Source organism: Paracoccus sp. MKU1 (assembly GCF_001447385.1).
In the GTDB taxonomy this organism is placed as follows: domain Bacteria; phylum Pseudomonadota; class Alphaproteobacteria; order Rhodobacterales; family Rhodobacteraceae; genus Paracoccus.
Genome location: NZ_LLWQ01000182.1, coordinates 44,022 through 66,594, shown reverse-complemented (window position 1 = coordinate 66,594; position 22,573 = coordinate 44,022). Strand labels below are relative to the sequence as shown.

Sequence of the window (22,573 nt, the reverse complement as noted above, 5' to 3'; positions counted from 1 at the left end):
GTGAGCCGGGAAATCCGGGAACCGCCGGGCGCGGCGCGGCATTCCGTCTTGCAGCCGGGGGCGAGATGTTATCTCGTTGCGACAGGGCGGGCACAGATGTCCGCAGTCAGGATCGGGACCATGACGACAGGCGAAATGCCGAAACCCACGACCGCGACAGAGCTGAACGATCCCACCGCGCCGCGGCAGAGCCCGAAACAGGTCGGGCTGCGCGTGCACCGGCCTCCCCTGCTGACCAATATCTCGGCCGCGCGCTGGCTGCTGCTGGCCATCGTGGCGGCCTCGATCTATTTCTTCCACGGTTTCCTGGTGCCGGTGCTGGCCGCCATGGTGATCGCGCTGGCCAGCTGGCCGCTGCGCCAACGCGCCGCCTATCAGCTGAACCTGGGCCGCACCGGCGCGGCGACGGTGCTGGTGCTGGTGCTGGTCTGCTTTCTGCTGATCCCCATCGCCATGGCGCTGGTCTATGCCTTCCGCGAGCTGCGCGACTGGATCAACTGGGCGATCCTGGTCAACAGTTCGGGTGCGCCCACGCCGGGCTGGATGGTCGAGCTGCCGCAGATCGGCGACTGGCTGGACGAGAAATGGCAGACCTATATCGGCCGCCCCGGCAGCATCAGCGAGATCGTGCAACTGGTCAGCGGCTCGAATATCGGCGCGATCTATCGCGGCGCGGTGACGGCTGGGACGCTGGCCTTTCACCTGGCGCTGACGCTGCTGTTCATGCTCATCACGCTGTTCGTGCTGTATCGCGACGGCGACAAGATCGTGGCGCAGATCGACCAGGTCGGCCGCCGCATCCTGCCCGACCGCTGGAGCCGGCTGTCCCGCGTCGTGCCCGCCACCATCAGCTCGACCGTGACCGGCATGACGCTGATCGCCATCGGCGAGGGGGTGATCCTGGGCGTCGCCTATTGGCTGGCGGGCGTGCCCTCGCCGGTGACCTTCGGCGTCATCACCGGCTTCATGGCGCTGATCCCGGGCGGGGCGCCGCTGTCCTTTACCCTGGTCTCGGCCTATCTGGTGGCCAGCGGCTCGCCCGTCGAGGGGGCGGCGCTGTTCGTCTGGGGCACCTGCGAGCTGTTCGTGGTGGACAAGACCATCCGCCCGGTGCTGGTCGGCGGGCCGGTCAAGCTACCGTTCCTGCCGACCTTTTTCGGCCTGATCGGCGGGGTCAAGACCATGGGCATTGTCGGGCTGTTCGTTGGCCCGGTGCTAATGGCGCTGCTGGTCTCGATCTGGCGGGAATGGCAACGCGAGCTTTCCCTGGAGGAGCAAAGGCAGGACAGCAAGCTGATCGGGCTGGAGTGACCGGCCCCGCAAGCCGAACAGGTCGGACCATGAAAAAGGCGGGACGCATGCATGCGCCCCGCCTTTCCTGTTGCACTGGGGTTCCCGTCCCGGGCCGCGTCCGGATCAGTCCGCCGGAAGCGGCGCCGGAGGCACCACGGGTTCTTCCTGCGGCGGCGCGGCCAGGGATTCCGGCAGCGGCGTCAGCGTCACCCCGGCACCGGCGCCCAGAGGCTCACCCTCGCGATTGGTCTCGGTCGGGGCGACGGCCTCGCCGGGTTGGATCGCGCCCTGGGCCCCGGCCTCCGCCTCGGCATCGGGCTCAGCGGCGGGGGCCGGAGCCGGCACCGGATTGGCGCGGTCCGAACCAGCATCGCGCAGATAGTCGAAGAACTCACCCTGCGGCTGGATCACCAGCGAGCTGTTCTCGCCCCGCAGCGCCCGCTCATAGGAGGTCATCGAGCGGGTGAAGGCGAAGAACTCGGGATCGCGGCCGAAGGCATCGGCATAGATGGCGTTGCGGCGGGCGTCGGCTTCACCGCGCACCACCTCGGCGCGCTTCCTCGCCTCGGAGGTCAGCTCGACCACGGTGCGGTCGGCGGCGGCGCGGACACGCTGCGCGGCCTCGCCACCGCGGGCGATCTCGTCGGCGGCTTCGCGCTCGCGCTCGGCCCGCATCCGCGCATAGGTCGCGGTCAGGTTCTGCTCGGGCAGGTCGGTGCGGGTCAGGCGCACGTCGATGACGCGAATGCCCAGGTCGCGGGCATCGTCGCGCGACAGGTCGCGGATGCGGTTCATCAGCGGCGTCCGGTCGTCCGACAGCACCGTGGTCGAGGGCACCGAGCCCAGCACCTGGCGGATCGCATTGGTCACGATCGGCTCCAGCCGGCGCTGCGCGAATTCGATGCCGCCGGCGCCCACCGCGCGGCGGAACTGCACCACGTCGGTGATCTGCCAGCGCGCAAAGGCGTCGACCACCAGCCGGCGGTCGTCCAGCGGCGTGACCTCCATCGGCGGGGTCGGCAGGCCCAGGATGCGGGCATCGTATTTCACCACATTGTCGAGGAAGGGCACCTTGATGCCAAGGCCCGGTTCCTCGCGCACCTCGACCACCTCGCCGAAGCGCAGGACGAGCGCCTTTTCACGCACGTCGACGATATAGAGCGCCGAGACCACCAGGACCGCCACCACGACCAGGAAGGGCAGAGCCAGAAGCGAGATTGCACGGTTCATCACTGGTTCCCCCCGCTGGTGTTGGCGCCGCCGGTGTTGCTGCCGGTATTGGTATTGCCGGTTCCCGTCGCGCCGCTGCGCAGCTGATCCAGCGGCAGATAGGGCACCACGCCCTGCCCGGCCTCGCCATCCAGGATCACCTTGTTCACCCCGCCCAGAACCTTCTCCATGGTTTCCAGATACATCCGGCGGCGCGTGACCTCCGGCGCCTTGACATATTCGTCATAGACCGAGTTGAAGCGCGCGGCCTCGCCCTCGGCGTTGTTCACCGCCTCGGCGCGATAGGCCTCGGCCCGTTCGATCACGGCGGCGGCCTCGCCTCGGGCGCTGGCCAGCACGCGGTTGGCATAGGCGTCGGCCTCTTTCTCCAGCCGGTCGCGCTCCTGCTGGGCGGCCTGCACCTCGCGGAAGCTGTCGATCACCTCGCGCGGCGGGTCGGCACGGTCGAGGTTGACGCGCAGCACGTTGATCCCCGCCTCATAGGCGTTGAGCGTGTTCTGCACCGCCAGCTTCAGGTCGTCGGCGATGGCGCCACGGTCGCGGTTCAGGATCGGCGCCAGCTCGGAACGCGCCACGATGTCGCGCATCGCCGATTCCGCCACGGCGCGGATGGTGTCGTCCGGATCGGCGAGGTTGAACAGGAATTTCTCGGGGTCAGAGATGTTCCAGACCACCTGATAGGCCATGTCCACGATGTTCTGGTCGCGGGTCAGCATCAGCCCGGAATCCATCGGCCCGGCACGGCCGGTGCCGATTTCCGTGGTCCGCTCGCCCGAGACCTGCACCACCTCGGCGGTAACGGCGGGCCAGGGCGCGAAGTTCAGGCCCGGCTCGCCGGTGCCGACCGGCCTGCCGAACAGCAGCTCGACCGCACGTTCCTCGGGCTTGACGGTATAGAACGAGCTGAAGGCCCAGACCGCCACCACGGCCAGCGCCGTCAGACCCCAGGTGCCGCGGCTCATCTGGAATTGCGGCCCCTGCGGCCGGCGCGGCCCGCCGCCGCGATTGCCGCCGCCCGGCCCCTTGCCGCCCATCAACACCCGCAGCCGGTCCTGGCCCTTGCGCACCAATTCCTCGATCTCGGGGATCTGGTCGCCGCGGCGCGGACCCTGCGGCCGGTCGTCCTTGCCGCCGCCCGGGCTGCCCCAGGGGCGCTGGCCGCCGCCCTGCGGCGGCTCCCGGCCGCCCTTGTCATCGTCTCCGCCGCCGCCCCAGGGGCCTTGTCCTGCCATACCTCTCGTGCCTCGCTTGCTATCTGTCTGGTTGAAACTGGTGCCTTCGGCCGGAAAATCAAGCCGATGCGGCGGGTTTGTCCATATTTGCCGCACCCACGCGGCGCGCCGGCTTGCGCATGGTCACAAGCTCCTCGGCCAGCGTCGGATGCACGGCGATGGCGGCGTCGAAATCCGCCTTGGTCGCGCCCATGCCCATCGGCACGGCGACCATCTGGATCATCTCGCCCGCCTCGGGGCCGAAAATGTGGCAGCCCAGCACCTTGTCGGTTTCCGCATCCACCACCAGCTTCATCACCGCCCGCGCGTCCGAGCCGGCGAAAAGCGAGCGCATCGGCCGGAAGCTGGCGACAAAGATGTCGGCGGGACCCCAGGCCTCGGCCTCTTCCTCGGTCAGGCCGATGGTCGCCAGCTCATGCGGGCGGGTATAGACGGCGCTGGCCACCAGCCGGTGGTCGACCTTGCGCGGCCGCGCCCCGAAGACCGTGTCGGCGAAGCTGTGCCCCTCGCGGATCGCCACCGGGGTCAGGTTCACCCGGTCGGTCACGTCGCCCACGGCAAAGATCGACGGCACCGAGCTTTGTGACCATTCGTCCACCGCGATCTCGCCCTTGCGGCCCAGCCGGACGCCGGCCTCCTCCAGCCCCAACCCCTTGGTATAGGGCGCGCGGCCGGTGGCGAACATCACCGCGTCGAAGATCTCGCTGCTGTCGTCCTCGAAGCTCACGCGGACGCCCGCCCCTTCCCGGTCCAGCCGCGCCGGATTGGTGCCCAGCCGGACATCGACGCCGATGGCGCGCAGCTGCTCGGTGACGTGGCGGCGCATCTCGCCGTCGAAGCCGCGCAGCACCGCGTCGCCGCGATAGGCCAGCACCGTCGCGCTGCCCAGCCCTTGCAGGATGGTGGCGAATTCGCAGGCGATGAAGCCGCCGCCCACCACCAGCACCCGGCCCGGCAGCTGCCCGAGCGTGAACAGGTCGTCCGAGATCAGCCCCAGTTCCTTGCCCGGGATGTCGGGGCGCTGCGGCCGGCCGCCGACGGCGATCAGGATATGCTTGGCGCTCAGGCGCTGGCCGTCGGCCAGTTCGACCGTATGCGCGTCGTGCAGCCGGGCGCGCTGCATGTGGACCTCGACCCCGGCATTCACGAGGCCCGAGGTATAGGCCCCTTCCAGCCGGTCCAGCTCGCGCCCCAGCTTGCCGTGGAACTCGGCCCAGTCGAAGCGGCCCTCGCCGGCGCCCTGCCAGCCATAGCCGCGCGATTCGGCGGCCGCGGCCCCGGCCTGCGAGGCGAAGATCATCAGCTTCTTGGGCACGCAGCCGCGAATGACGCAGGTGCCGCCCATGCGGCTTTCCTCGGCCAGGCCGACGCGGGCGCCGTATTCGCTGGCCGCGATCCGCGCCGCGCGCACCCCGCCCGAGCCGCCGCCGATGACGAAAAGATCGTAGTCGAATTTCATGCCATGTCCTCGCGCCGCAATTCCACCACCGAGCCGTCCGGGCAGCCGATGATCGCCAGCTCGCAGATATTCAGGAACAGCCCGTGTTCAACCACCCCGGCGATGGAAGACAGCTCGGCCGCCAGCGCCTCGGCATCGGGGATCGCCTCCAGCGCCAGGTCCAGCACCAGGTTGCCCTCGTCGGTGTGCAGGGGCGCGTCGCCGCGCTTGCGCAGCAGGATCGGGCGCTGGGTCAGCTCCAGCCGGTCCAGCGCCCGCTGGATCAGCTTGCACGTCGCCTGCCAGCCGAAGGGAATCACCTCGACCGGCAGGTGAAAGGCGCCCAGCCGGTCCACGACCTTGCCCTGGTCGGCGATGACCACCATGCGGTCCGAGGCGGTGGCGACGATCTTTTCGCGCAGATGCGCGGCACCGCCGCCCTTGATCAGGTTCAGGTCCGGGTCCACCTCGTCGGCGCCGTCGATGGTCAGGTCCAGCCAGCCGATCTCGTCCAGCTCCTCGATCCCCAGCCCCAGCGAGGTCGCAAGTTCGGCCGTCGCCTTCGAGGTCGCCGCGCAGCGCAGCGCGAAGCCTTCCTTCCTGACCCGCTGCGCCAGGCGGCGCACGAAGATCGCGGCGGTCGAGCCGGTGCCCAGACCCAGCCGCATCCCCGGCTCGACCAGCGCCACGGCGGCGCGGGCGGCGGCATCCTTGGAAAGATCGGCGATGGCGGGGTCGGTCATGGCAGGGGTCCTTGGCAGAATGGCAGGCTCGGCGCCCTTATACGCAGAAGCCGCGCCATGGGCTACTGCCGGCTGCGTCTTTTGGCCGCGACGAAACGCCTGTCCGGCGGCGATTGCCTCGGGCCGGCGGCTGACCTAAATCTGGCGGCCATGACGATACCCGCCACATATGCCGCCATCATCACCGCCGCCGGTCGCGGCACCCGCGCCGGAGACGGCCCGCCCAAGCAATGGCGCGCCCTTGCCGGGCAAACCGCGCTGGAGCGCAGCATCGCCGCCTTTGCCGGCTTCCCGCGCATCGTGGTGACGCTGGCGCCCGAGGACATGGCGCGCGGCGTGGCCGAGCTTTCCGGCCCGGTGGTGCTGGTCGCGGGCGGCGCCACGCGCTCGGACAGCGTGCGCGCGGCGCTGGAAAGCCTGGAGGGCAGCGGCGTGACCCATGTGCTGATCCATGACGGCGCCCGGCCGCTGGTCCCGCCCCGCGTGATCGACGGCGTGGTCGCGGCGCTGGAGGCGGGCAGCCCCGCCGCCGCCCCTGCCCTGCCCGTCACCGACGCGCTGTGGCGGGCCGAGGACGGGCGCGTTACCGGCACGGCCAGCCGCGAGGGGCTGTTTCGCGCCCAGACCCCGCAGGGTTTCGCGCTGGACGCCATCCTGGCCGCGCATCGCGCCCATCCCGAGGGCGCGGCCGACGACGTGGAGCTGGCGATCCGCGCCGGCCTGCCGGTCACCGCGACGCCGGGCGACGAGGACAATCTGAAACTGACCTGGCCCGAGGACTTCGCCCGGGCCGAGCGTATTCTGGGGGACGCGATGGACATCCGGCTTGGCAACGGTTTCGACGTGCACGCCTTCACCGCGGGCGACCATGTCTGGCTGTGCGGGGTGAAGATCCCGCATGACAAGGCGCTCTTGGGCCATTCCGACGCCGATGTCGGCATGCATGCCCTGACCGACGCGATCTACGGCGCGCTGGCGCAGGGCGATATCGGCCGGCACTTCCCGCCCTCGGACCCGCAATGGAAGGGCGCGGAAAGCCATATCTTCCTGCGCCATGCCGCGATGCTGGCCCGGCAGATGGGCTATGAGATCTCCAATGCCGACGTGACGCTGATCTGCGAGCGGCCCAAGATCGGCCCGCATGCCGGCGCCATGGCGCTGCGCCTGTCCGAGATCATCGGCGTCGAGCCCGACCGGGTCAGCGTCAAGGCCACCACATCCGAACGGCTGGGCTTTACCGGGCGCGAGGAAGGCATCGCCGCCATCGCCACCGCCACATTGGTCAAGGGGTCGTCATGAACAAGCTGATCGCCACCTTCTTCGGCATCGGCCATTTGCGGCCGGCGCCCGGCACCTGGGGCTCGGCCGCCGCCGTGGCGCTGGGGGTCGCGGCCTATGAATGGCTGCACCCGATGCTGGTGCCCGCCGGCTTCGTGCTGGCGACGCTGCTGGGCTTCTGGGCAGTGCCGGGCGTGCTGGCGCAAAGCGCCGACGGCGATCCGTCCGAAATCGTCATCGACGAGGTGGCCGGGCAATGGCTGGCCATGAGCTTCACCGTGATCCCGCTGGCGCGGCACGGCGTCTCGATCCTCGATGCCTGGCCTGGCTTCGTCGCGCCCTTCCTGCTGTTTCGGCTGTTCGACATCTGGAAGCCCTGGCTGGTGGGCCGGGCCGACCGGCGCGGCGGCACCCTGGGCGTGATGGCGGACGATCTCTGGGCCGGGTTGTTCGCCGGCATCGCCTCGGTCATCCTGGCCGGGCTTTATCATGCGGTGCTGGAGCCGATGCTGTGACTGATCCCGCCGAGATCCTCGATCTCGCCCGCCGTCGCCGGGTGATGATCGCCACGGCGGAAAGTTGCACCGGCGGGCTGATCGCCGGGCGGCTGACCGATGTGGCGGGCTCGTCGGATGCGGTGGACCGGGGCTTCGTCACCTATTCCAACGCCGCCAAGATCGAGATGCTGGGCATCCGCCCCGAGACGCTGGAGGCGCATGGCGCCGTCAGCGAGGAAATCGCCGCCGAGATGGCGTCCGGCGCGCTTGCCCGCTCGCAGGCGGGTGTGGCCGTCGCCGTGACCGGCATCGCCGGGCCAGGCGGGTCCGAGAGAAAGCCCGAGGGTCGGGTCTGCTTCGGCATCGCCGATGCCGGCGGCGTCAGGACCGAGACGGTCGAGTTCGGCCCGCGCGGCCGCGCCGCCGTGCGCGCCGCCACGGTCGAGCACGCGCTGGCGCTGCTGAAGGCGGCGCTCGCCTAGGCCAGCGCCTGCAAGGCGCCGGTCACGTCCTCGAGCCGGGTGTCCCAGCCGCAGACCAGCCGGATGCCGACCGGCTCGTCCTCGGCCGGCTGCTGCGTATGCGGCCACAGATGGTAACAGATACCGCTGGCGCAGGCGCGGCGATGCAACTCGGCCGGGATGGTGGCGAAGACGGCATTCGATTCGACGCGCTGGTCGATGCGCACGCCGGGCAGCCGCGCCAGACCCAGCGCCAGTTCATGCGCCATGGCATTGGCGTGACGTGCCAGTTGCAGCCACAGGTCGCCCTCCAGCCAGGCCAGCACCTGCGCCGCCAGATAGCGGTGCTTGGACACCAGCGCCCCGGCCCGCTTGCGGCGGAACTGGAACTCCTCGGAACGCGCGGGATCGAAGATCAGCACCGTCTCGACGCCCATGCAGCCGTTCTTGGTGCCGCCCAGCGACAGGATGTCCACCCCTGCCCGCCAGGTCAGGTCGGCGGGCGCCACGTCCAGGCTCGCCAGCGCATTGGCAAAGCGCGCGCCGTCCATATGCAACCCCAGCCCGGCATGGCGGGCGATGGCGGCAAGGGCCTCGACCTCCTCGGGGCTGTAGACCGTGCCCCATTCGGTCGCGTTGGTCAGCGTCAGCGCGGCATTGCGCCCGGCATGGACCGAATCGCGGCCATTGGCCGCCAGCGCCTCGGCCAAGGCCTCGGGGGTGATCTTGCCGCCGGCACCGGGGACCGGGATCAGCTTGGCGCCGCCGGTCATGAACTCGGGCGCGCCAGTCTCGCTGGTCTGCACATGCGCGTCGGCATGGCAGAAGACCTTGCCCCAGCCCGGCGCCAGCAACGACAGCGACAGGGCATTCGCCGCCGTGCCCGACGCCACGAAATGCACCGCCGCCTCGGGCGAGTCGAACAGCTCGCGCAGCCGGTCCTGCGCCGCGCGGGTCACGCTGTCCCCGCCATAGGCGGGCACATGGCCTTCGTTCGCACCCGCCAGCGCCGCCATGATGCGGGGATGCACGCCGCCCGCATTGTCCGAGACGAAATTCATGAAAGATCCTCGATGATATGCTCGTCCCAATCGTCCTCGGTCACGGAAAGCTCGCTGACGGTCCAGCCGCGCACCGAGGCGCCAGCGCGATGCACCGATCCGCGATCCCCCGAGATCAGATAGTGCCAGTCGTAGAGCGGCTTGCCCTCGGCGCGCAACCTGTAGGCACAGGTCGAGGGCAGCCACCAGGCGATCTCCTTGAGCTTTTTGGGCGTCAGCACCACGCAATCGGGAACGAATTCATGGCGGTTGGCATAGCTGGAACATTGGCAGGTCTCGCCGTCCAGCAGCCGGCAGGCGACCCGGGTAAAGGCCAGCTCGCCGGTATCCTCATATTCGATCTTGTTCAGGCAGCATTTGCCGCAGCCGTCGCAAAGCGCCTCCCACTCCTCCTTGTCGAGGCGCGCCAGCGGCAATTCCCAGAACCGCTTGCGCATCAGCGGGTCGCCAGGATCTCGCGCGCCCGGGCACTGTCGCGATCCATCTGCGCGACCAGCGCCTCGAGGCTGTCGAACTTCGCCTCGGGGCGCAGATATTCGACCAGCGCCACCGAAAGGTGCTGACCATAGAGATCGGCGGCGAAATCGAAGACATGCACTTCCAGATTGGGGCGGTTTTCGCCGAACATCGGCCGCACGCCCAGGCTGGCCACGCCCTTGTAGCTGCCGCGTTCGGGTCCGGTCAGCACATCGACCAGCACCGCATAGATGCCAAGCGCCGGCAGATGCAACCCGTCCACCGCCATGTTGGCGGTCGGATAGCCCAGATCGCGGCCGCGCTTGTCGCCGTGCAGCACCTCGCCGTCGATGCGGTGCCAATGGCCCAGCATCCGCTCGGCATCGCGGGTGCGGCCCTCGGACAGCGCATCGCGGATCGCGGTCGAACTGTATTGCACCGCGCCATCGCCGATCAGCGGCGCGACGGTGACGCCGAAGCCCATCTCGCGCCCCAGTTGCGCCAGCGTCTGCGCATTGCCCGAACGCTTGCGGCCGAAGCAGAAATCCAAGCCGACGGTGACATGGCGCACGCCCAGCCCCTCGACCAGAACCTCGCGGGCGAAAGCCTCGGGGGTGAGCCCCGCCAGCACGGCGTCGAAGGGCAGCTGGTAGAGATGGTCCACCCCCAGCCGCGCCAGCCGGTTGGCCCGCGATTCCACGTTCATCAGCCGGAAGGCCGGCGCATCGGGCGCGAAGAATTCGCGCGGATGCGGCTCGAAGGTGATGACGCCCAGGGGCGCGTCGCAGGCGGCGCGCGCCGCGTCGATCACCGAGCGGTGGCCCAGATGGACGCCGTCGAAATTGCCCATGGCGACGGTGGCCCCGCGGGCATCGAGCGGCAGAGCTTTCCAGTCGTGATGGATGCGCAATCGGGCCCCCGCTGGGCCGGCGGCCGGCCCTGTCTCAGTCGAATTTGCGGCTTGGCGCCAGGACGACGGCCTCGCCTTTCAGGACGACCGTATCGCCGACGAGGCAGCGGGTTGCAAGGGTCACGCGGCGCTTTGCGTGGTCGATCGCCTCGACGGTCACCTCGGCGCGCACCAGATCGCCGGGCCGCACCGGGGCCATGAATTTCAGCGTCTGGCCGAGATAGACCGTGCCATGGCCCGGCAGCTGCTCGCCGATCACCGCCGAGATCAGCCCGGCGGTCAGCATGCCATGGGCGATGCGGCCCTCGAAGATGGTGTCCTGCGCATAGGCCTCGTCCAGATGCACCGGATTGCGGTCGGTCGAGACCTTGGCGAACATCTCGATATCCTCGTCGGTGACTACCTTCTGGAGGTAGCGCATCATCCCGACCTCGAGATCCTCGATGACGATCGTACCGCGCGGAAGGTTGTCCAGCATCATTCAATGCTCCCGATGAGTGGCTCCATGCCGCATAGCAGCAAAGACTCGGGCGCGCAACAAAATAACGCTGAACCCATCCAAAAGGACGGATTGTTACCGGCCAATCAGCGCAGCCGGCCGATGCTATAGGCCGGATCCTGCGACCGAAGCGCCAGCCATTCGGCAAGCCGCGCCGGATCGGGATTCTCCACATCCGGACCGAACTGGTCGAAGGCGAGGCCGCCGGTGATGAACAGCGCATCCAGCCCCTCGCCCGCGGCGCCGGCTATGTCGGTGGCAATGCCGTCGCCGATCGCCAGGATGCGGGCCTTGTCGTCAAGTCCCAGCCGACGGCGCGCAAGGTCGTAGATCGGCGGATGCGGCTTGCCGAAATAGAGCGAGGTGCCGCCCAGATCCTCGTAAAGCTCGGCCAGCGCGCCGGCGCAGTAAAGTCGCTGCTCGCCCAGGTCGACCACCACGTCGGGATTGGCGCAAAGCAGTTTCAGCCCGCGCTCGCGCGCCAGCATCAGCCGGGCGCGGTAATCCTCGGGCACCTCGGTCAGGTCGTCGAAAAGGCCACAGCAGACGATGCCCTCGGCCTCGTCCAAAGGCACGCGGGTGATCGGCGGCGCATCGCGCCATTCCTCGGGGATGTCGGTGAAGAAGCCCTCGTCCTTGGGCTGGGCGATGGCCCAGACCCGGCGGCCGACGGCGCCCGCGAACATCGCGTCCTGCGCCGCATCGCCCGAGCTGACGATGGCGTCCCAGGCGTCGCGCGGCACGCCCATGCGGTCCAGCTGCGCGGCTACGTATTGCTGCGGCCGCGGCGCGTTGGTCAGCAGCACCACCCGCCCGCCCTGGGCGCGAAAGCCCTGCAAGGCGGCGACGGCGGCCGGAAAGGCCGCGACGCCGTTGTGCAGGCAGCCCCAGAGATCACAGAACAGAACGTCGTAATTCAGCGCGATCTCGTCGAGCGAGCGGATGATCTGCGTCATGAAACGGCCCTCGGGTCAGACGGCCAGTGCCGGGATGATCTGCTTCTTGCGCGACATGATGCCGGGCAGCACCACGCTGTCGCCCGAAACCGTGGCGTTGAAGCTTTTCTCGGCGACATGCTTCACGAAATCGTTCGGCACCAGCAGGGTGGCTTCCTCGTTCAGGATATCGACGATGAACAGCAGCACCTCGTCGGCGCCGTCGGCGGCGGCCACGGCCGGCATGGCGGCGATCAGCGCGTCCTTGCGGTCCAGCAGGACCTGCGGCGCGGTGGTCTCCAGCACCGAGACGCGCAGCTGCTTGCCGCCGAGTTCGTATTCCTTGCTGTCCATGCGCAGCAGGGCTTCCTCGGTAAAGGCCGACACGTCCGACTTGGCCGCGAACATCTCGGCCGCGTATTCGGGGATCGAGACGCCCAGCTCCTTTGCCAGCTTCTCGGCCACGAAACGGTCATGCGGCGTGGTGGTCGGGCTGCGGAATTCCAGCGTGTCCGACAGGATGCAGGTCAGCATGGCGCCCTTGATGGCGCGGGGGGCGCGGGCCAGATCCTCGTCCCCGATCAGATCGTGCATGATCGTCGCGGTGCAGGCCAGCGGGCGGATGGTGATGTTGATCGGCAGCCGCGTGCGGATGCCGCCGGCGAGCAGGTGGTGGTCGATGATCTCGATCACATCGGCCTCGGCCAGCGAATCGGGCAGCTCGGTGGGATTGTTGGTATCCACCACCACGCATTGCTCGCCAGCCGCGACATCCGCGATGATCTCGGGCTTTTCGAGACCCCATTTCGCCAGCATCCAGGCCGCCTCGGTGTTCGGCTCGCCCTGAAGCACCGCCTTGGCGGGGGTCTTGCGAACTTCGGACAGATACCAGGCCCAAATGATGGGCGAGCCGGTCGAATCGGTGTCGGGGGCCTTGTGGCCGAAAACCTTGATCATGGGGATCCCCTGAAGCTTGGGCGGAAAATTCGCCGGGGTTATAGGGGCGCGGGCCGGCAATGTCTATTAAGCCGCCGCTGGCGCCGCTTTCCCGGCTCGCGCCATCCCGCCGCCGGCGGCAAGGCAGCCCGCAACCGGTCACGGCGCCGTCCGCCGGCAGGCGCGGTCAGACGGGGGTCTGCTGGTGCTGGAGGATGCGCCAGTCGCCGGCGCGGCGGATCCAGGTGGTGGTGCAGAGCGCGCGGTAGGTCTCGGCCCCGGCGCGCCGCGCGGTGGCGCGATAGGCCAGCACGCAGACCTCGTCGGTCTCGATGCTGGCGCGCTCGGCCAGGGTCACCTCTTGCCAGCGCGGGGCGGATTGCAGCGCGGCGATCACCGCGGCACGGTTCAGGATGCCGGTCGGCGCAAAGGCCATCAGGCAGGAACCGTCAAGCTTGCGCGCCGCCTCAGCCACGCCGGCCAGCCAGAATTCGCGTTCCTCGCGCCAAAGCTCATCCGCCATCGCCTATCCCCTCCACCGTGATCGGGCTGATGCTCCAGCCCCTGTTTTCCAGCAGCCGCAGCACGCCATGCTCGCCCGGCAGGTGCAGCGCGCCAAAGCCGATCACCACGCCCTTGCCCTGCCCGGCCGCCTCGGCCGCCGCCTGCTCAATGGGTTCGATCCAGCTTTCGTTCCGCCGGTCCATCAGCTTTTCCTGCGCCAGCCGCATCTGCTCATCGACCTCGGCCCGGGTCAGGCCGGAATTGTCATAGGCGTCGAAGCGGCCGAACTCCCAGATCAGCCAGCTGTCGCCCGAGAAATAGGCGTCCGCCAGCGTCACCGCGTAATCGTCGGCATATTCGGCGGCGGGCATGGCGGCGCGGATCATGTCCTCCTCCTCCTTGGAGGTCATGCCCGCAAACAGGGTGAACACGGTATCCCAGGGCTCCAGCGCGCGGACCGGCACCTCTGCGGCTTCGGCGCGTTCCACCAGCAGGTGATCGAGCCCGCCGGGATCGCCCTTTTCCTCGATCACCCGCATCATGCAGGGCGAGACCCCCAGCATGACCGCCACATACCAGGGCCGCAGCCGGCTGGCGATCACCGCCGGCAGGCCGCGTGCCTCGAGCGCGGCCGAAAGCGACCTCCACTCGACGTCGCTGAAGCGCTCGGGCAGGGTCGGTCCCTCGGGATCGACCAGCAGCGACGGGTCCGAGGCCATGGCTTCGGCCAGCTTCGCCTCCTCCTCGGGGCCGGCCTCGACCATCAGCAGGGCGGCCTCGTCGATCTCGGGGCCGAAATGCTCCATGGTCAGATCGTGGCGCGGATCCGCGAAATGATAGGTGCCCAGCAGAGTGACCCGCTGCTCGCCCTTCTCGGCCTGCCAGAACAGGCCATGGCGATAGGGCACGCCCTCGGCCGCCGCGTGCAGTTCGGTCAGCCGCTCGGGCGGCATGCGCTCGAACAGGTTCTGCCCCACGCAATCCTGTGCCGCGGCCGGCAAGGCCAGGGTCACGGCGGCAAAAAGGGCGGTCAGGATCGGCGTAAGGCGCATGGGGGCGGTTCCTGCATCAGCGTGGCGTGCAGCATGGCACGGGTGCGGGCAACGCGCCAGCCTAGCGCGGCAGCGGCAATTCCTGCGGCAAAGGCGCCCCGGCGATCGCCGCGCGCCAGATGCGCTCGACCTGCGCGGCCTTGGCGGCCCAGGTGAAATCGCGCATGGCGCGGGCCTGCGCCGCCGCCGCCATGGCGGGCAACACCGCCGGATCGGCGGCGATGGCCTCCAGCCGGGCACGCAGCCCCGCCACCAGCGCGGCGCGGCGGCCCATCGGAATGCGGAAGCCGGTCGCCTCATCGACCAACTCCCCCGGCCCGGCGTAATCAGCAACCACCGGCACCACGCCGAGCGCCATCGCCTCCAGCACCACGCCGCCACCGAACTCCCGCACCGAGGGAAAGACCAGCAGTTGGGCCTGCCCGGCAATGCCCTGCACCTGCTCATGCGGCAGCCAGCCGTGGAAGCGCACCGCCCGGGCCACGCCTTCGCGCGCGACCTGGTCGCGCAGCGCCTCGGCCTGCGGGCCGTCGCCGACGATGTCCAGCACCATCTGCCCGGCGCGCAGCAGCGGCAGCGCCGCCTCGATCGCCATGTCGGCGCCCTTGTAGGGCACCAGCCGGCCGATAAAGCAGCCGCGCAGCGGCAATGTGCCCGGCTGCGGCGCGGTCAGGCTGAAGCGGGACGGCTCGATGGCATTCTCGGGCAGCCAGATGGTCTTGGCCCGGTAGCGCGCCGGGATCTCGCCCAGCGTATGCAGCGAGCCGCAGATGATGGCCGAGGCGTGGCGCAGCATCGCGCCGCGGCCCGGCAGCGCCTTGTAGGCGCCGCGGACATAGGACAGCCATTCCCGTTCCCGCCGCCGCTCGCTGTCGAAACCCCTGGGCCAGGGCACGCCGCCATTCAGCGGGCCCAAGACGAAGGGCACCCCGGCGCGAGCGCAAAGCGGCGCGATCCGGCTGTTCGCCGTGGGCGTCAGCGGCGTCACCCGATGCACGACATCGTATTCGCCGGCGCGGATCGCCGGGCCGAAGGCACGCCAGACCAGCCGCTCGAAATAGCCGTAGCCCAGGGTCGAAACCGCCGTCTTCATGGTCCAGCCGACGCCCTTGCCCATGCTGAGCCGCTCGGCCAGCCGCCACATCGGCGCGGCCAGCCTTTCGCTGTCTATGGCGGTAAAGTCGCGCCCCTCGACCAGCCCGGCGCGCAGGATGGCCTCGCGATTGCGGATCTGGGTGACGATATGCACATCGGCCACCTCGCGCAGCGCCTGGGCGAGCGACCAGCCGACCAGCGGCACCGAAACCCATTCCGGGTTCGCCGCCTCGGCGATGACCAGGGCCTTCAGACGCCGTTCCACCATCAGTTCCCGCCCCTGCTACGCTCCTTTCGGCCTAGCCGCGGCGCAGAAAGCCCGTCAAGCAGATTTCATGGCCAATTTCCCGAATGCAGACCGTTGACAGGTCGCACGCACGCGCCTAGATGGGCGTCATTGGCACTCACCCGAACCGAGTGCCAACAGCTGCAACACTGCAACCTGAAACACCGGAGTGTTCTACAATGGCTTTCAAACCGCTGCATGACCGCGTTCTGGTCCGTCGCGTCCAGTCGGACGAAAAGACCAAGGGCGGCCTGATCATCCCCGACAGCGCCAAGGAAAAACCCGCCGAAGGCGAGATCATCGCCGTTGGCGAAGGTGCGCGCAAGGATTCGGGCGAGCTGATCGCGCCCGCGGTCAAGGCCGGCGACCGCGTGCTTTTCGGCAAGTGGTCGGGCACCGAGGTCACGGTGGACGGCGAAGAACTGCTGATCATGAAGGAAAGCGACATCCTGGGCATTATCGCCTGATCGTTACTTCCCCATAACCCATTCAAGGAGCAGAGAAAATGGCTGCGAAAGAAGTCAAGTTCAACAGCGACGCCCGCGACCGGATGCTGAAGGGCGTCAACATCCTTGCCGATGCCGTCAAGGTGACGCTGGGCCCGAAAGGCCGCAACGTGGTGATCGACAAATCCTTCGGCGCGCCGCGCATCACCAAGGACGGCGTCTCGGTCGCCAAGGAAATCGAGCTGGCCGACAAGTTCGAGAACATGGGCGCCCAGATGGTCCGCGAAGTCGCTTCGCGCACCAATGACGAGGCCGGCGACGGCACCACCACCGCGACGGTCCTGGCCCAGGCGATCGTGAAAGAGGGCATGAAGGCGGTCGCCGCCGGCATGAACCCGATGGATCTGAAGCGCGGCATCGACCTCGCGACCGCCAAGGTCGTGGAAGCGATCAAATCCGCCGCCCGCCCGGTCAATGACAGCTCGGAAGTTGCCCAGGTCGGCACCATCTCGGCCAATGGCGAGACTTTCATCGGCCAGCAGATCGCCGAAGCCATGCAGCGCGTCGGCAACGAGGGTGTCATCACCGTCGAAGAAAACAAGGGCATGGAGACCGAGGTCGAAGTCGTCGAAGGCATGCAGTTCGACCGCGGCTACCTCTCGCCCTATTTCGTGACCAATGCCGACAAGATGATCGCGGAACTGGAAGACGCCTACATCCTGCTGCACGAGAAGAAACTGTCGTCGCTGCAACCGATGGTCCCGCTGCTGGAATCGGTGATCCAGTCGCAGAAGCCGTTGCTGATCGTGGCCGAGGACGTCGAAGGCGAGGCCCTGGCCACGCTAGTCGTCAACAAGCTGCGCGGCGGGCTGAAGATCGCCGCCGTGAAAGCTCCGGGCTTCGGCGACCGCCGCAAGGCCATGCTCCAGGACATCGCCATCCTGACCGGCGGCCAGGTGATCTCGGAAGACCTGGGCATGAAGCTCGAGAACGTCACCATCGACATGCTCGGCCGCGCCAAGAAGATCTCGATCAACAAGGACAACACCACCATCGTCGACGGCGCCGGTGAGAAGGCCGAGATCGAGGCCCGCGTGTCGCAGATCCGCCAGCAGATCGAGGAAACCACCTCGGACTACGACCGCGAGAAGCTGCAAGAGCGTGTTGCCAAGCTGGCCGGCGGCGTCGCCGTCATCCGCGTCGGCGGCATGACCGAGATCGAGGTCAAGGAGCGCAAGGACCGCGTCGATGACGCGCTGAACGCGACCCGCGCCGCGGTTCAGGAAGGCATTGTCGTCGGCGGCGGCGTGGCTCTGGTGCAGGGCGCCAAGGCTCTCGAAGGCCTGACCGGCGCGAACTCGGACCAGGAAGCCGGCATCGCGATCATCCGTCGCGCGCTGGAAGCCCCGATGCGCCAGATCGCCGAGAACGCCGGCGTCGACGGCGCCGTGGTGGCCGGCAAGGTGCGCGAGTCGAACGACAAGGCCTTCGGCTTCAACGCCCAGACCGAGGAATATGGCGACATGTTCAAGTTCGGCGTCATCGACCCGGCGAAAGTCGTGCGCACTGCGCTGGAAGACGCCGCTTCGGTTGCTGGCCTGCTGATCACCACCGAAGCCATGATCGCCGAGAAGCCCGAGCCGAAAGCTCCGGCCGGCGGCATGCCCGACATGGGCGGCATGGGCGGCATGATGTAATCAGCCCCGCCTTTGGCGAGAAACGAGGGCCGTCCCGCTTGGGACGGCCTTTTCATTAGGCTTTCCGCCCAGCCGCGCATGATGAGGGGGACAGATCGCCCGCAGCGCTGCTGCCTTGTCGGACTTGCCGATGGCACGGCCGCTATCGGCGCCTGGCAGCAAAAAGGCGGGAACCACCTGCGCGACATCCCGATTCGCCTCCCCGCCCGGAGCGGTGGCGCTGCCGCGCCGCACGAGCGGGTTGTGCGAAGCGGTAAGACGATCTGGCAATCCGTCCCAGCCGCCCGAAGCCTCCTGCCCCTAACGCGACGACAGGAGAGGGAGGCCAATGGGATATCCGCGAGCGAGCTGGGAGCGGAGGTTTATGGCAGCATAGGCACCGCGAAGAAAATCCGGGCGCGCTGCTGGAGAGAAAACCGACAATGGTTATCCTTGAGCCACGCCTACCGCCACAACGGCGAGGTGCGGTTTCAAACGGTTGCGCTCATAGCGAGAAATCGGACGGGACAGGCGGTCTCGCCGGTCAGAGCGTTTCCGCCCCATCCACGACGCCGGTCCAGGCTCCGGCAGCCCTCAGGAGGCGGCCGCCTGCTTCTGATCGCGGTCGGCAATCGCCGCGGCGCTGCTCTGCTTGGTCATGAACATGATCGCCAGCCGACGCTTGTCCTGCTGTCGTTGCGTGATCCTTCTGCGGTTCGCGCGCCTGTTCGGGGTTCTGGCCATTCGTATGCCTTTCTTTTTTGGTTATTGGGCAGTCTCGTCCGGCGTCCGGCCGGATGACCGGACGGAATGCCGACGGAACGAGCCGTGATCGGGTTGTCTGAAAAATGGGCAGGTCCGCGCGGCCCGAAAGCCGGCGCGAGGCCCGTGGCGTCTATGCGCCTATTTCTTGCGCCCTTTGGCCGGGGACTTGCCCTTGCCGGTTTCGGACGCTTCCTTGGCCAGCCGTGCCGCGCGCAGCGTGGCGGTTAGTTCCTGACGGCGCTCGGTCTGCTCGCTGACGATCAGCTTGGCCTCCTGCGTCGTCCGGTCCATCGCGGTCAGCGGTGCGGGCGCGCGGAAAAGTTCCTTCAGCCTGTCCTTGGGTGCCATGCGGCCCTCCGGGAAGGGGGAAGGTCCGACCAGGATCGGTCGGACCTGCTGTCGAAATCAGGCCAGCGCCAGGTCGCGCGCCGATTGGCGGCCATCGCGGCCGGTTTCGATTTCGAAGCTCACGGCCTGGCCGTCAGCGAGGTGGTTGATGTTCGCCCGTTCCAGCGCCGAGATGTGCACGAACACATCCTTGCCGCCATTCGCGGGGGCGATGAAACCGAAACCTTTGGTGGCGTTGAACCATTTCACGGTGCCAGTGGCCATCGTGATATCTCCTTCGTGGTTTGTCGCCCGCGACATTGCGGCGACCCGGCTTAGTCAGATCGAAACACAGTCTGAAGCCGGAAAGGAGACAGGATGCGAAGAAATAACGTAGCCCGCGTAACATGGGCGACATTGGCTTCGATTACAAGGGGCGAGCCGATCTTTCCGGACGCGGCGGGCCGAGAAGCGCTCAGCCCTGGTCCTTTTCCGCCAGTTCCAGCCATTCCTCCTCGGCGGCGGCCAAGGCCTGCTGGCGCTCGGCCAGCCCTTCGCTCGCCTTGGCGAATTTGGCCGGGGCGGTCTGGAACAGGTCGGGCTGGGCGAGGAACTCGGTCAGCTTGCCGATCTCGGCCTCCAGCCGCTCGATGACCGCCGGCAGCGCCTCCAGCCGCTTCTTCTCGGTGAAGCTCAGCCCCGCGCGTTCCGCCGCGGGCTTCGGCGCGGGCCTGGCCGCAGCCACCGCCGGCTTCGGCGCCTCGGGCGCGGCGGCGGTTTCCGGGCGCTGCGCGCGATAATCCGACCAGCCGCCGGGATAGATCACGGCGCGGCCGTCGCCCTCCATCGCCACGGTGGTCGTGGCGACGCGGTCGATGAAGTCGCGGTCGTGGCTGACCAGCAGCACCGTGCCGTCATAATCGCCCAGGATGTCTTGCAGCAGGTCCAGCGTCTCGACGTCCAGATCGTTGGTCGGCTCGTCCAGCACCAGCAGGTTCGAGGGTTTCGCCATGATCCGCGCCAGCAGCAGCCGCGCCTTTTCGCCGCCCGAAAGGCTGCCGACCGGCGCCCGCGCCTGCGCCTCGTCGAACAGGAAGTCCTTGAGATAGGCCACGACATGGCGCGGATTGCCGCGCACCATCACCTGGTCCGACCGGCCCGAGACCCGCATGGACGGATCGCCCGCCAGCGCGTCCCACAGCGTCACCGTTTCGTCGATGGCCGAGCGCGCCTGGTCGAAGACCGCGATCTCCAGATTGGTGCCGTGCTTGACCGTGCCGGTATCGGGCGCGATCTCGCCGGTCAGCATCTTGATCAGCGTGGTCTTGCCGACGCCGTTCGGGCCGACGAAGGCCACCCGGTCGCCGCGCAGCACCCGCAGGTCGAAGGGCTTCAGGATCGCCCGCTCGCCGAAGGACTTGGAAATCCCCTTGGCGTCGATCACCCGCTTGCCGGATTGCGGCCCCGCGTCCAGTTCCATGGCCGCGGTGCCCTGGCGGCGGATCTGGCCGGCGCGCTCCTCGCGCAGCGCCGCCAGGGCGCGGACCCGGCCCTGGTTGCGCTTGCGCCGGGCGCTGATGCCCTCGACCGCCCAGCGGGCCTCGGCCTTGATCTTGCGGTCGAGCTTGTGGCGCGCCTCGTCCTCGGCCGCCCAGACGGTTTCGCGCCAATCCTCGAAATGTTCGAAGCCCCGGTCCTGGCGGCGCACCTCGCCGCGGTCGATCCACAGCGTCGCCCGGGTCAGCGCCCGCAGGAAGGCCCGGTCGTGCGAGATCAGCACGAAACCCGCCCTGGTTGCCGCAAGCTGCTCCTCGAGCCAGCCGATCGCCTCGATGTCGAGATGGTTGGTCGGCTCGTCCAGCAGCATGAGTTCCGGCGCCTCGGCCAGCAACCGGGCCAGCGCCGCCCGCCGCCGCTCGCCGCCCGAGGCGGTGGCGACCGGGCGGTCGGGGTCGAATTTCAGCCCCTCGGCCGCCATCTCGACGCGGTAGCCCTCGGCATCGCCCAGGCCGGCGCGCGCGAAATCGCCCAGGGTGGCGAAAGCCGACAGGTCCGGGTCCTGCTCCATATAGCCGACGCGGGTGCCGGCGGGGGTGATGACCTGGCCGGCATCGGGCTCGACCAGCCCGGCCATGACCTTCATCAGCGTCGACTTGCCCGAGCCGTTGCGGCCGACCAGCGCCAGCCGGTCGCCTTGCTGGACGGTCAGGTCCAGCCCGTCAAAGACGGGATTGCCGCCGAAGGTCAGGGAAATATCGGTGAGTTGCAGAAGCGGAGCGCGTGCCATGAGGGGCAGATATGCCGGGCCAGCCGCCGGGTCAACGGGGGACGGATGTGGGCAGAAAGGGGGCTCTGCCCCCGGCCCTGCGGGCCTCCCCCGGGGTATTTTGAAACAGAGAAGCCGTGCAGGAATCACAGCGCCGCCACCAGCCGGCCGGCCAGCGCGTGCAGGTCGCGGCGATAGCCCGAGCGCGCCGAGGGCTGGTCGGGATCCGAGGTCATGGCGATGGCGGCCGGCACGGTCCCCGGAAAGACATAGATCATCTGCCCGCCATAGCCCCAGCCGTAACGCACCGGCCGGCCGGCGATGCGGCTGATGAACCAGCCATAGCCATATTCCTCGCCGTTGAAGATCGAGCGGGTGCGCGGCTGCCAGCTTTCCGCGATCCAGCCCGGCGGGATCACCCCCTGCCCGCCCGCGGCATAGGCGGCGCCGAAGGAGAGCAGGCTGCGGGTGCTCATCGCCATCTGGTTGCCGCCCAGATGGACGCCCTGCGGGTCGCGGTCCCAGGCGGTGATGGAAAAGCCGGGAATCTCCAGCCAGTCGCGCGCCAGCGCCAGGGTCGAGCGCCCGGAGGCCCGCGCCAGCATGGCCGAGACCAGATGCGTCGAGGCGGTGGAATAGAGCATCCCCTGCCCGGGATCGGCGACGAAGGGCGCGGCCAGCGCCGCGCGCACCCAGTTGCGGCTGCTGACCCAGGCCCCGTAATTCGGCCCCGACTGCCGTTCCAGCCCCGCCTGCATCGACAGAAGATGACCCAGCGTCAGCCGGGCGAGGCGCGGATCGGGATCGGCGGGCAGGTCGGCGCGCAGCAGTTCGGCCACCCTCTGGTCGGTGCCGGAAAACAGCCCGCGCGCGATGGCGATGCCGGCCAGCGCCGAGATGATGGATTTCGAGGCCGACTTGATGTTGGTCGGCCTGTCCGGGGTGAAGCCGCCGAAGCCGCGCGCCGCCACCTCCTCGCCGTCGCGCCAGACGGCGATGGCACGCAGCTGCGGCAGGTCCACCGCCTCCAGCACCGCGGCGGGCGCGCCGCGCACCAGGCGCGGCATCGCCAAAAACGGCAGGGCAAGCAGGATTGAACGTCGCTTCATCCGGGTTATATGGGGGACACCGGGTCCGGGCCGAGCAGGCTCACCCATTCGTGACCCCTTTCATGTCCGCCAGCCGCC

Annotated in this window: 24 protein-coding genes; 6 read left to right on the top strand and 18 right to left on the bottom strand. The window is 68.7% G+C overall.

Features of this window, described 5'->3' with window-relative positions; translation table 11 throughout:
* The first annotated feature begins 120 nt into the window (after positions 1-120).
* Positions 121-1,311 carry an AI-2E family transporter gene (locus tag AQY21_RS14790; protein ID WP_152988239.1) on the top strand — a complete coding sequence of 397 codons (1,191 nt, stop codon included), beginning with the start codon at positions 121-123 and terminating at the stop codon, positions 1,309-1,311.
* Between the two features lie 105 nt (positions 1,312-1,416).
* On the opposite strand, the gene hflC is transcribed toward AQY21_RS14790, so the two are convergent.
* Genes hflC through rpiA form a run of 4 tightly spaced genes read right to left on the bottom strand, consistent with a single transcriptional unit; the run spans position 1,417 to position 5,936 of the window.
* Positions 1,417-2,523 carry a protease modulator HflC gene (gene hflC, locus AQY21_RS14785; RefSeq protein WP_058098388.1) on the bottom strand — a complete coding sequence of 369 codons (1,107 nt, stop codon included), beginning with the start codon at positions 2,521-2,523 and terminating at the stop codon, positions 1,417-1,419.
* Entirely contained in the window at positions 2,523-3,755 is a 1,233-nt protein-coding gene (hflK, locus tag AQY21_RS14780) for an FtsH protease activity modulator HflK (protein WP_058098387.1), read from the bottom strand. Before hflK ends, hflC begins: the two co-directional genes overlap by 1 nt.
* Positions 3,756-3,813: 58 nt before the next feature.
* On the bottom strand, positions 3,814-5,214 hold the full coding sequence (gene gorA, locus AQY21_RS14775) for a glutathione-disulfide reductase (RefSeq protein ID WP_058098386.1): 1,401 nt from the start codon (positions 5,212-5,214) through the stop codon (positions 3,814-3,816).
* A complete protein-coding gene (gene rpiA, locus AQY21_RS14770) occupies positions 5,211-5,936 on the bottom strand; it encodes a ribose-5-phosphate isomerase RpiA (protein WP_058098385.1) in 726 nt (241 codons plus the stop codon). Before rpiA ends, gorA begins: the two co-directional genes overlap by 4 nt.
* A gap of 150 nt (positions 5,937-6,086) precedes the next feature.
* On the opposite strand from rpiA, the gene AQY21_RS14765 reads away from it, so the two are divergent.
* The 3 genes from AQY21_RS14765 to AQY21_RS14755 are packed head-to-tail and all read left to right on the top strand — an operon-like array spanning position 6,087 to position 8,193.
* Complete coding sequence (locus AQY21_RS14765; protein WP_058098407.1) at positions 6,087-7,235, top strand: bifunctional 2-C-methyl-D-erythritol 4-phosphate cytidylyltransferase/2-C-methyl-D-erythritol 2,4-cyclodiphosphate synthase; 1,149 nt, start codon at positions 6,087-6,089, stop codon at positions 7,233-7,235.
* Positions 7,232-7,729, top strand: a complete 498-nt coding sequence (locus AQY21_RS14760; protein ID WP_058098384.1) for a phosphatidylglycerophosphatase A — start codon at positions 7,232-7,234, stop codon at positions 7,727-7,729. Before AQY21_RS14765 ends, AQY21_RS14760 begins: the two co-directional genes overlap by 4 nt.
* Entirely contained in the window at positions 7,726-8,193 is a 468-nt protein-coding gene (locus AQY21_RS14755) for a CinA family protein (RefSeq protein WP_082658119.1), read from the top strand. The genes AQY21_RS14760 and AQY21_RS14755 overlap by 4 nt, the downstream gene beginning before the upstream one ends.
* Here the strand turns inward: AQY21_RS14755 and AQY21_RS14750 are convergent.
* From AQY21_RS14750 to AQY21_RS14710, 9 genes are all read right to left on the bottom strand, one after another.
* Positions 8,190-9,233 carry a low specificity L-threonine aldolase gene (locus tag AQY21_RS14750; RefSeq protein ID WP_058098383.1) on the bottom strand — a complete coding sequence of 348 codons (1,044 nt, stop codon included), beginning with the start codon at positions 9,231-9,233 and terminating at the stop codon, positions 8,190-8,192. The genes AQY21_RS14755 and AQY21_RS14750 overlap by 4 nt on opposite strands.
* Positions 9,230-9,670 carry a YcgN family cysteine cluster protein gene (locus AQY21_RS14745; protein WP_058098382.1) on the bottom strand — a complete coding sequence of 147 codons (441 nt, stop codon included), beginning with the start codon at positions 9,668-9,670 and terminating at the stop codon, positions 9,230-9,232. The genes AQY21_RS14750 and AQY21_RS14745 overlap by 4 nt, the downstream gene beginning before the upstream one ends.
* Complete coding sequence (locus tag AQY21_RS14740) at positions 9,670-10,599, bottom strand: bifunctional riboflavin kinase/FAD synthetase (protein WP_058098381.1); 930 nt, start codon at positions 10,597-10,599, stop codon at positions 9,670-9,672. The genes AQY21_RS14745 and AQY21_RS14740 overlap by 1 nt, the downstream gene beginning before the upstream one ends.
* 34 nt (positions 10,600-10,633) lie before the next feature.
* On the bottom strand, positions 10,634-11,077 hold the full coding sequence (locus AQY21_RS14735) for a MaoC family dehydratase (RefSeq protein WP_058098405.1): 444 nt from the start codon (positions 11,075-11,077) through the stop codon (positions 10,634-10,636).
* Between the two features lie 107 nt (positions 11,078-11,184).
* Entirely contained in the window at positions 11,185-12,054 is an 870-nt protein-coding gene (locus tag AQY21_RS14730) for a TIGR01459 family HAD-type hydrolase (protein ID WP_058098380.1), read from the bottom strand.
* Positions 12,055-12,069: 15 nt separating this feature from the next.
* Entirely contained in the window at positions 12,070-12,990 is a 921-nt protein-coding gene (locus tag AQY21_RS14725; RefSeq protein ID WP_058098379.1) for a manganese-dependent inorganic pyrophosphatase, read from the bottom strand.
* A gap of 166 nt (positions 12,991-13,156) precedes the next feature.
* The gene (locus tag AQY21_RS14720; RefSeq protein WP_058098378.1) at positions 13,157-13,492 is read right to left on the bottom strand and encodes a nuclear transport factor 2 family protein; all 336 of its coding nucleotides are present in this window, start codon (positions 13,490-13,492) and stop codon (positions 13,157-13,159) included.
* Positions 13,482-14,525 (bottom strand): TraB/GumN family protein, encoded by a 1,044-nt coding sequence (locus tag AQY21_RS14715; protein WP_058098377.1) that lies wholly within the window; start codon positions 14,523-14,525, stop codon positions 13,482-13,484. Before AQY21_RS14715 ends, AQY21_RS14720 begins: the two co-directional genes overlap by 11 nt.
* Positions 14,526-14,586: 61 nt before the next feature.
* Positions 14,587-15,888: a glycosyltransferase family 4 protein gene (locus AQY21_RS14710; RefSeq protein WP_058098376.1), complete on the bottom strand. Its 1,302-nt coding sequence runs from the start codon at positions 15,886-15,888 to the stop codon at positions 14,587-14,589.
* A 197-nt stretch (positions 15,889-16,085) separates the two neighbouring features.
* On the opposite strand from AQY21_RS14710, the gene groES reads away from it, so the two are divergent.
* Both groES and groL read left to right on the top strand, forming a co-directional pair.
* Complete coding sequence (groES, locus tag AQY21_RS14705; protein ID WP_019353022.1) at positions 16,086-16,373, top strand: co-chaperone GroES; 288 nt, start codon at positions 16,086-16,088, stop codon at positions 16,371-16,373.
* A 38-nt stretch (positions 16,374-16,411) separates the two neighbouring features.
* Entirely contained in the window at positions 16,412-18,049 is a 1,638-nt protein-coding gene (groL, locus tag AQY21_RS14700; RefSeq protein ID WP_058098375.1) for a chaperonin GroEL, read from the top strand.
* 573 nt (positions 18,050-18,622) lie between these two features.
* Here groL and AQY21_RS29050 read toward each other — a convergent pair.
* The 5 genes from AQY21_RS29050 to AQY21_RS14680 form a co-directional block, all read right to left on the bottom strand.
* Entirely contained in the window at positions 18,623-18,772 is a 150-nt protein-coding gene (locus AQY21_RS29050) for a hypothetical protein (protein WP_161906024.1), read from the bottom strand.
* 159 nt (positions 18,773-18,931) lie between these two features.
* Positions 18,932-19,141: a hypothetical protein gene (locus AQY21_RS14695; protein ID WP_058098374.1), complete on the bottom strand. Its 210-nt coding sequence runs from the start codon at positions 19,139-19,141 to the stop codon at positions 18,932-18,934.
* Positions 19,142-19,198: 57 nt separating this feature from the next.
* Positions 19,199-19,405, bottom strand: a complete 207-nt coding sequence (locus AQY21_RS14690; protein ID WP_058098373.1) for a cold-shock protein — start codon at positions 19,403-19,405, stop codon at positions 19,199-19,201.
* Positions 19,406-19,595: 190 nt separating this feature from the next.
* On the bottom strand, positions 19,596-21,407 hold the full coding sequence (locus tag AQY21_RS14685) for an ABC-F family ATP-binding cassette domain-containing protein (protein WP_058098372.1): 1,812 nt from the start codon (positions 21,405-21,407) through the stop codon (positions 19,596-19,598).
* Between the two features lie 125 nt (positions 21,408-21,532).
* The gene (locus AQY21_RS14680; protein WP_058098371.1) at positions 21,533-22,495 is read right to left on the bottom strand and encodes a serine hydrolase; all 963 of its coding nucleotides are present in this window, start codon (positions 22,493-22,495) and stop codon (positions 21,533-21,535) included.
* Positions 22,496-22,573: the final 78 nt, after the last annotated feature.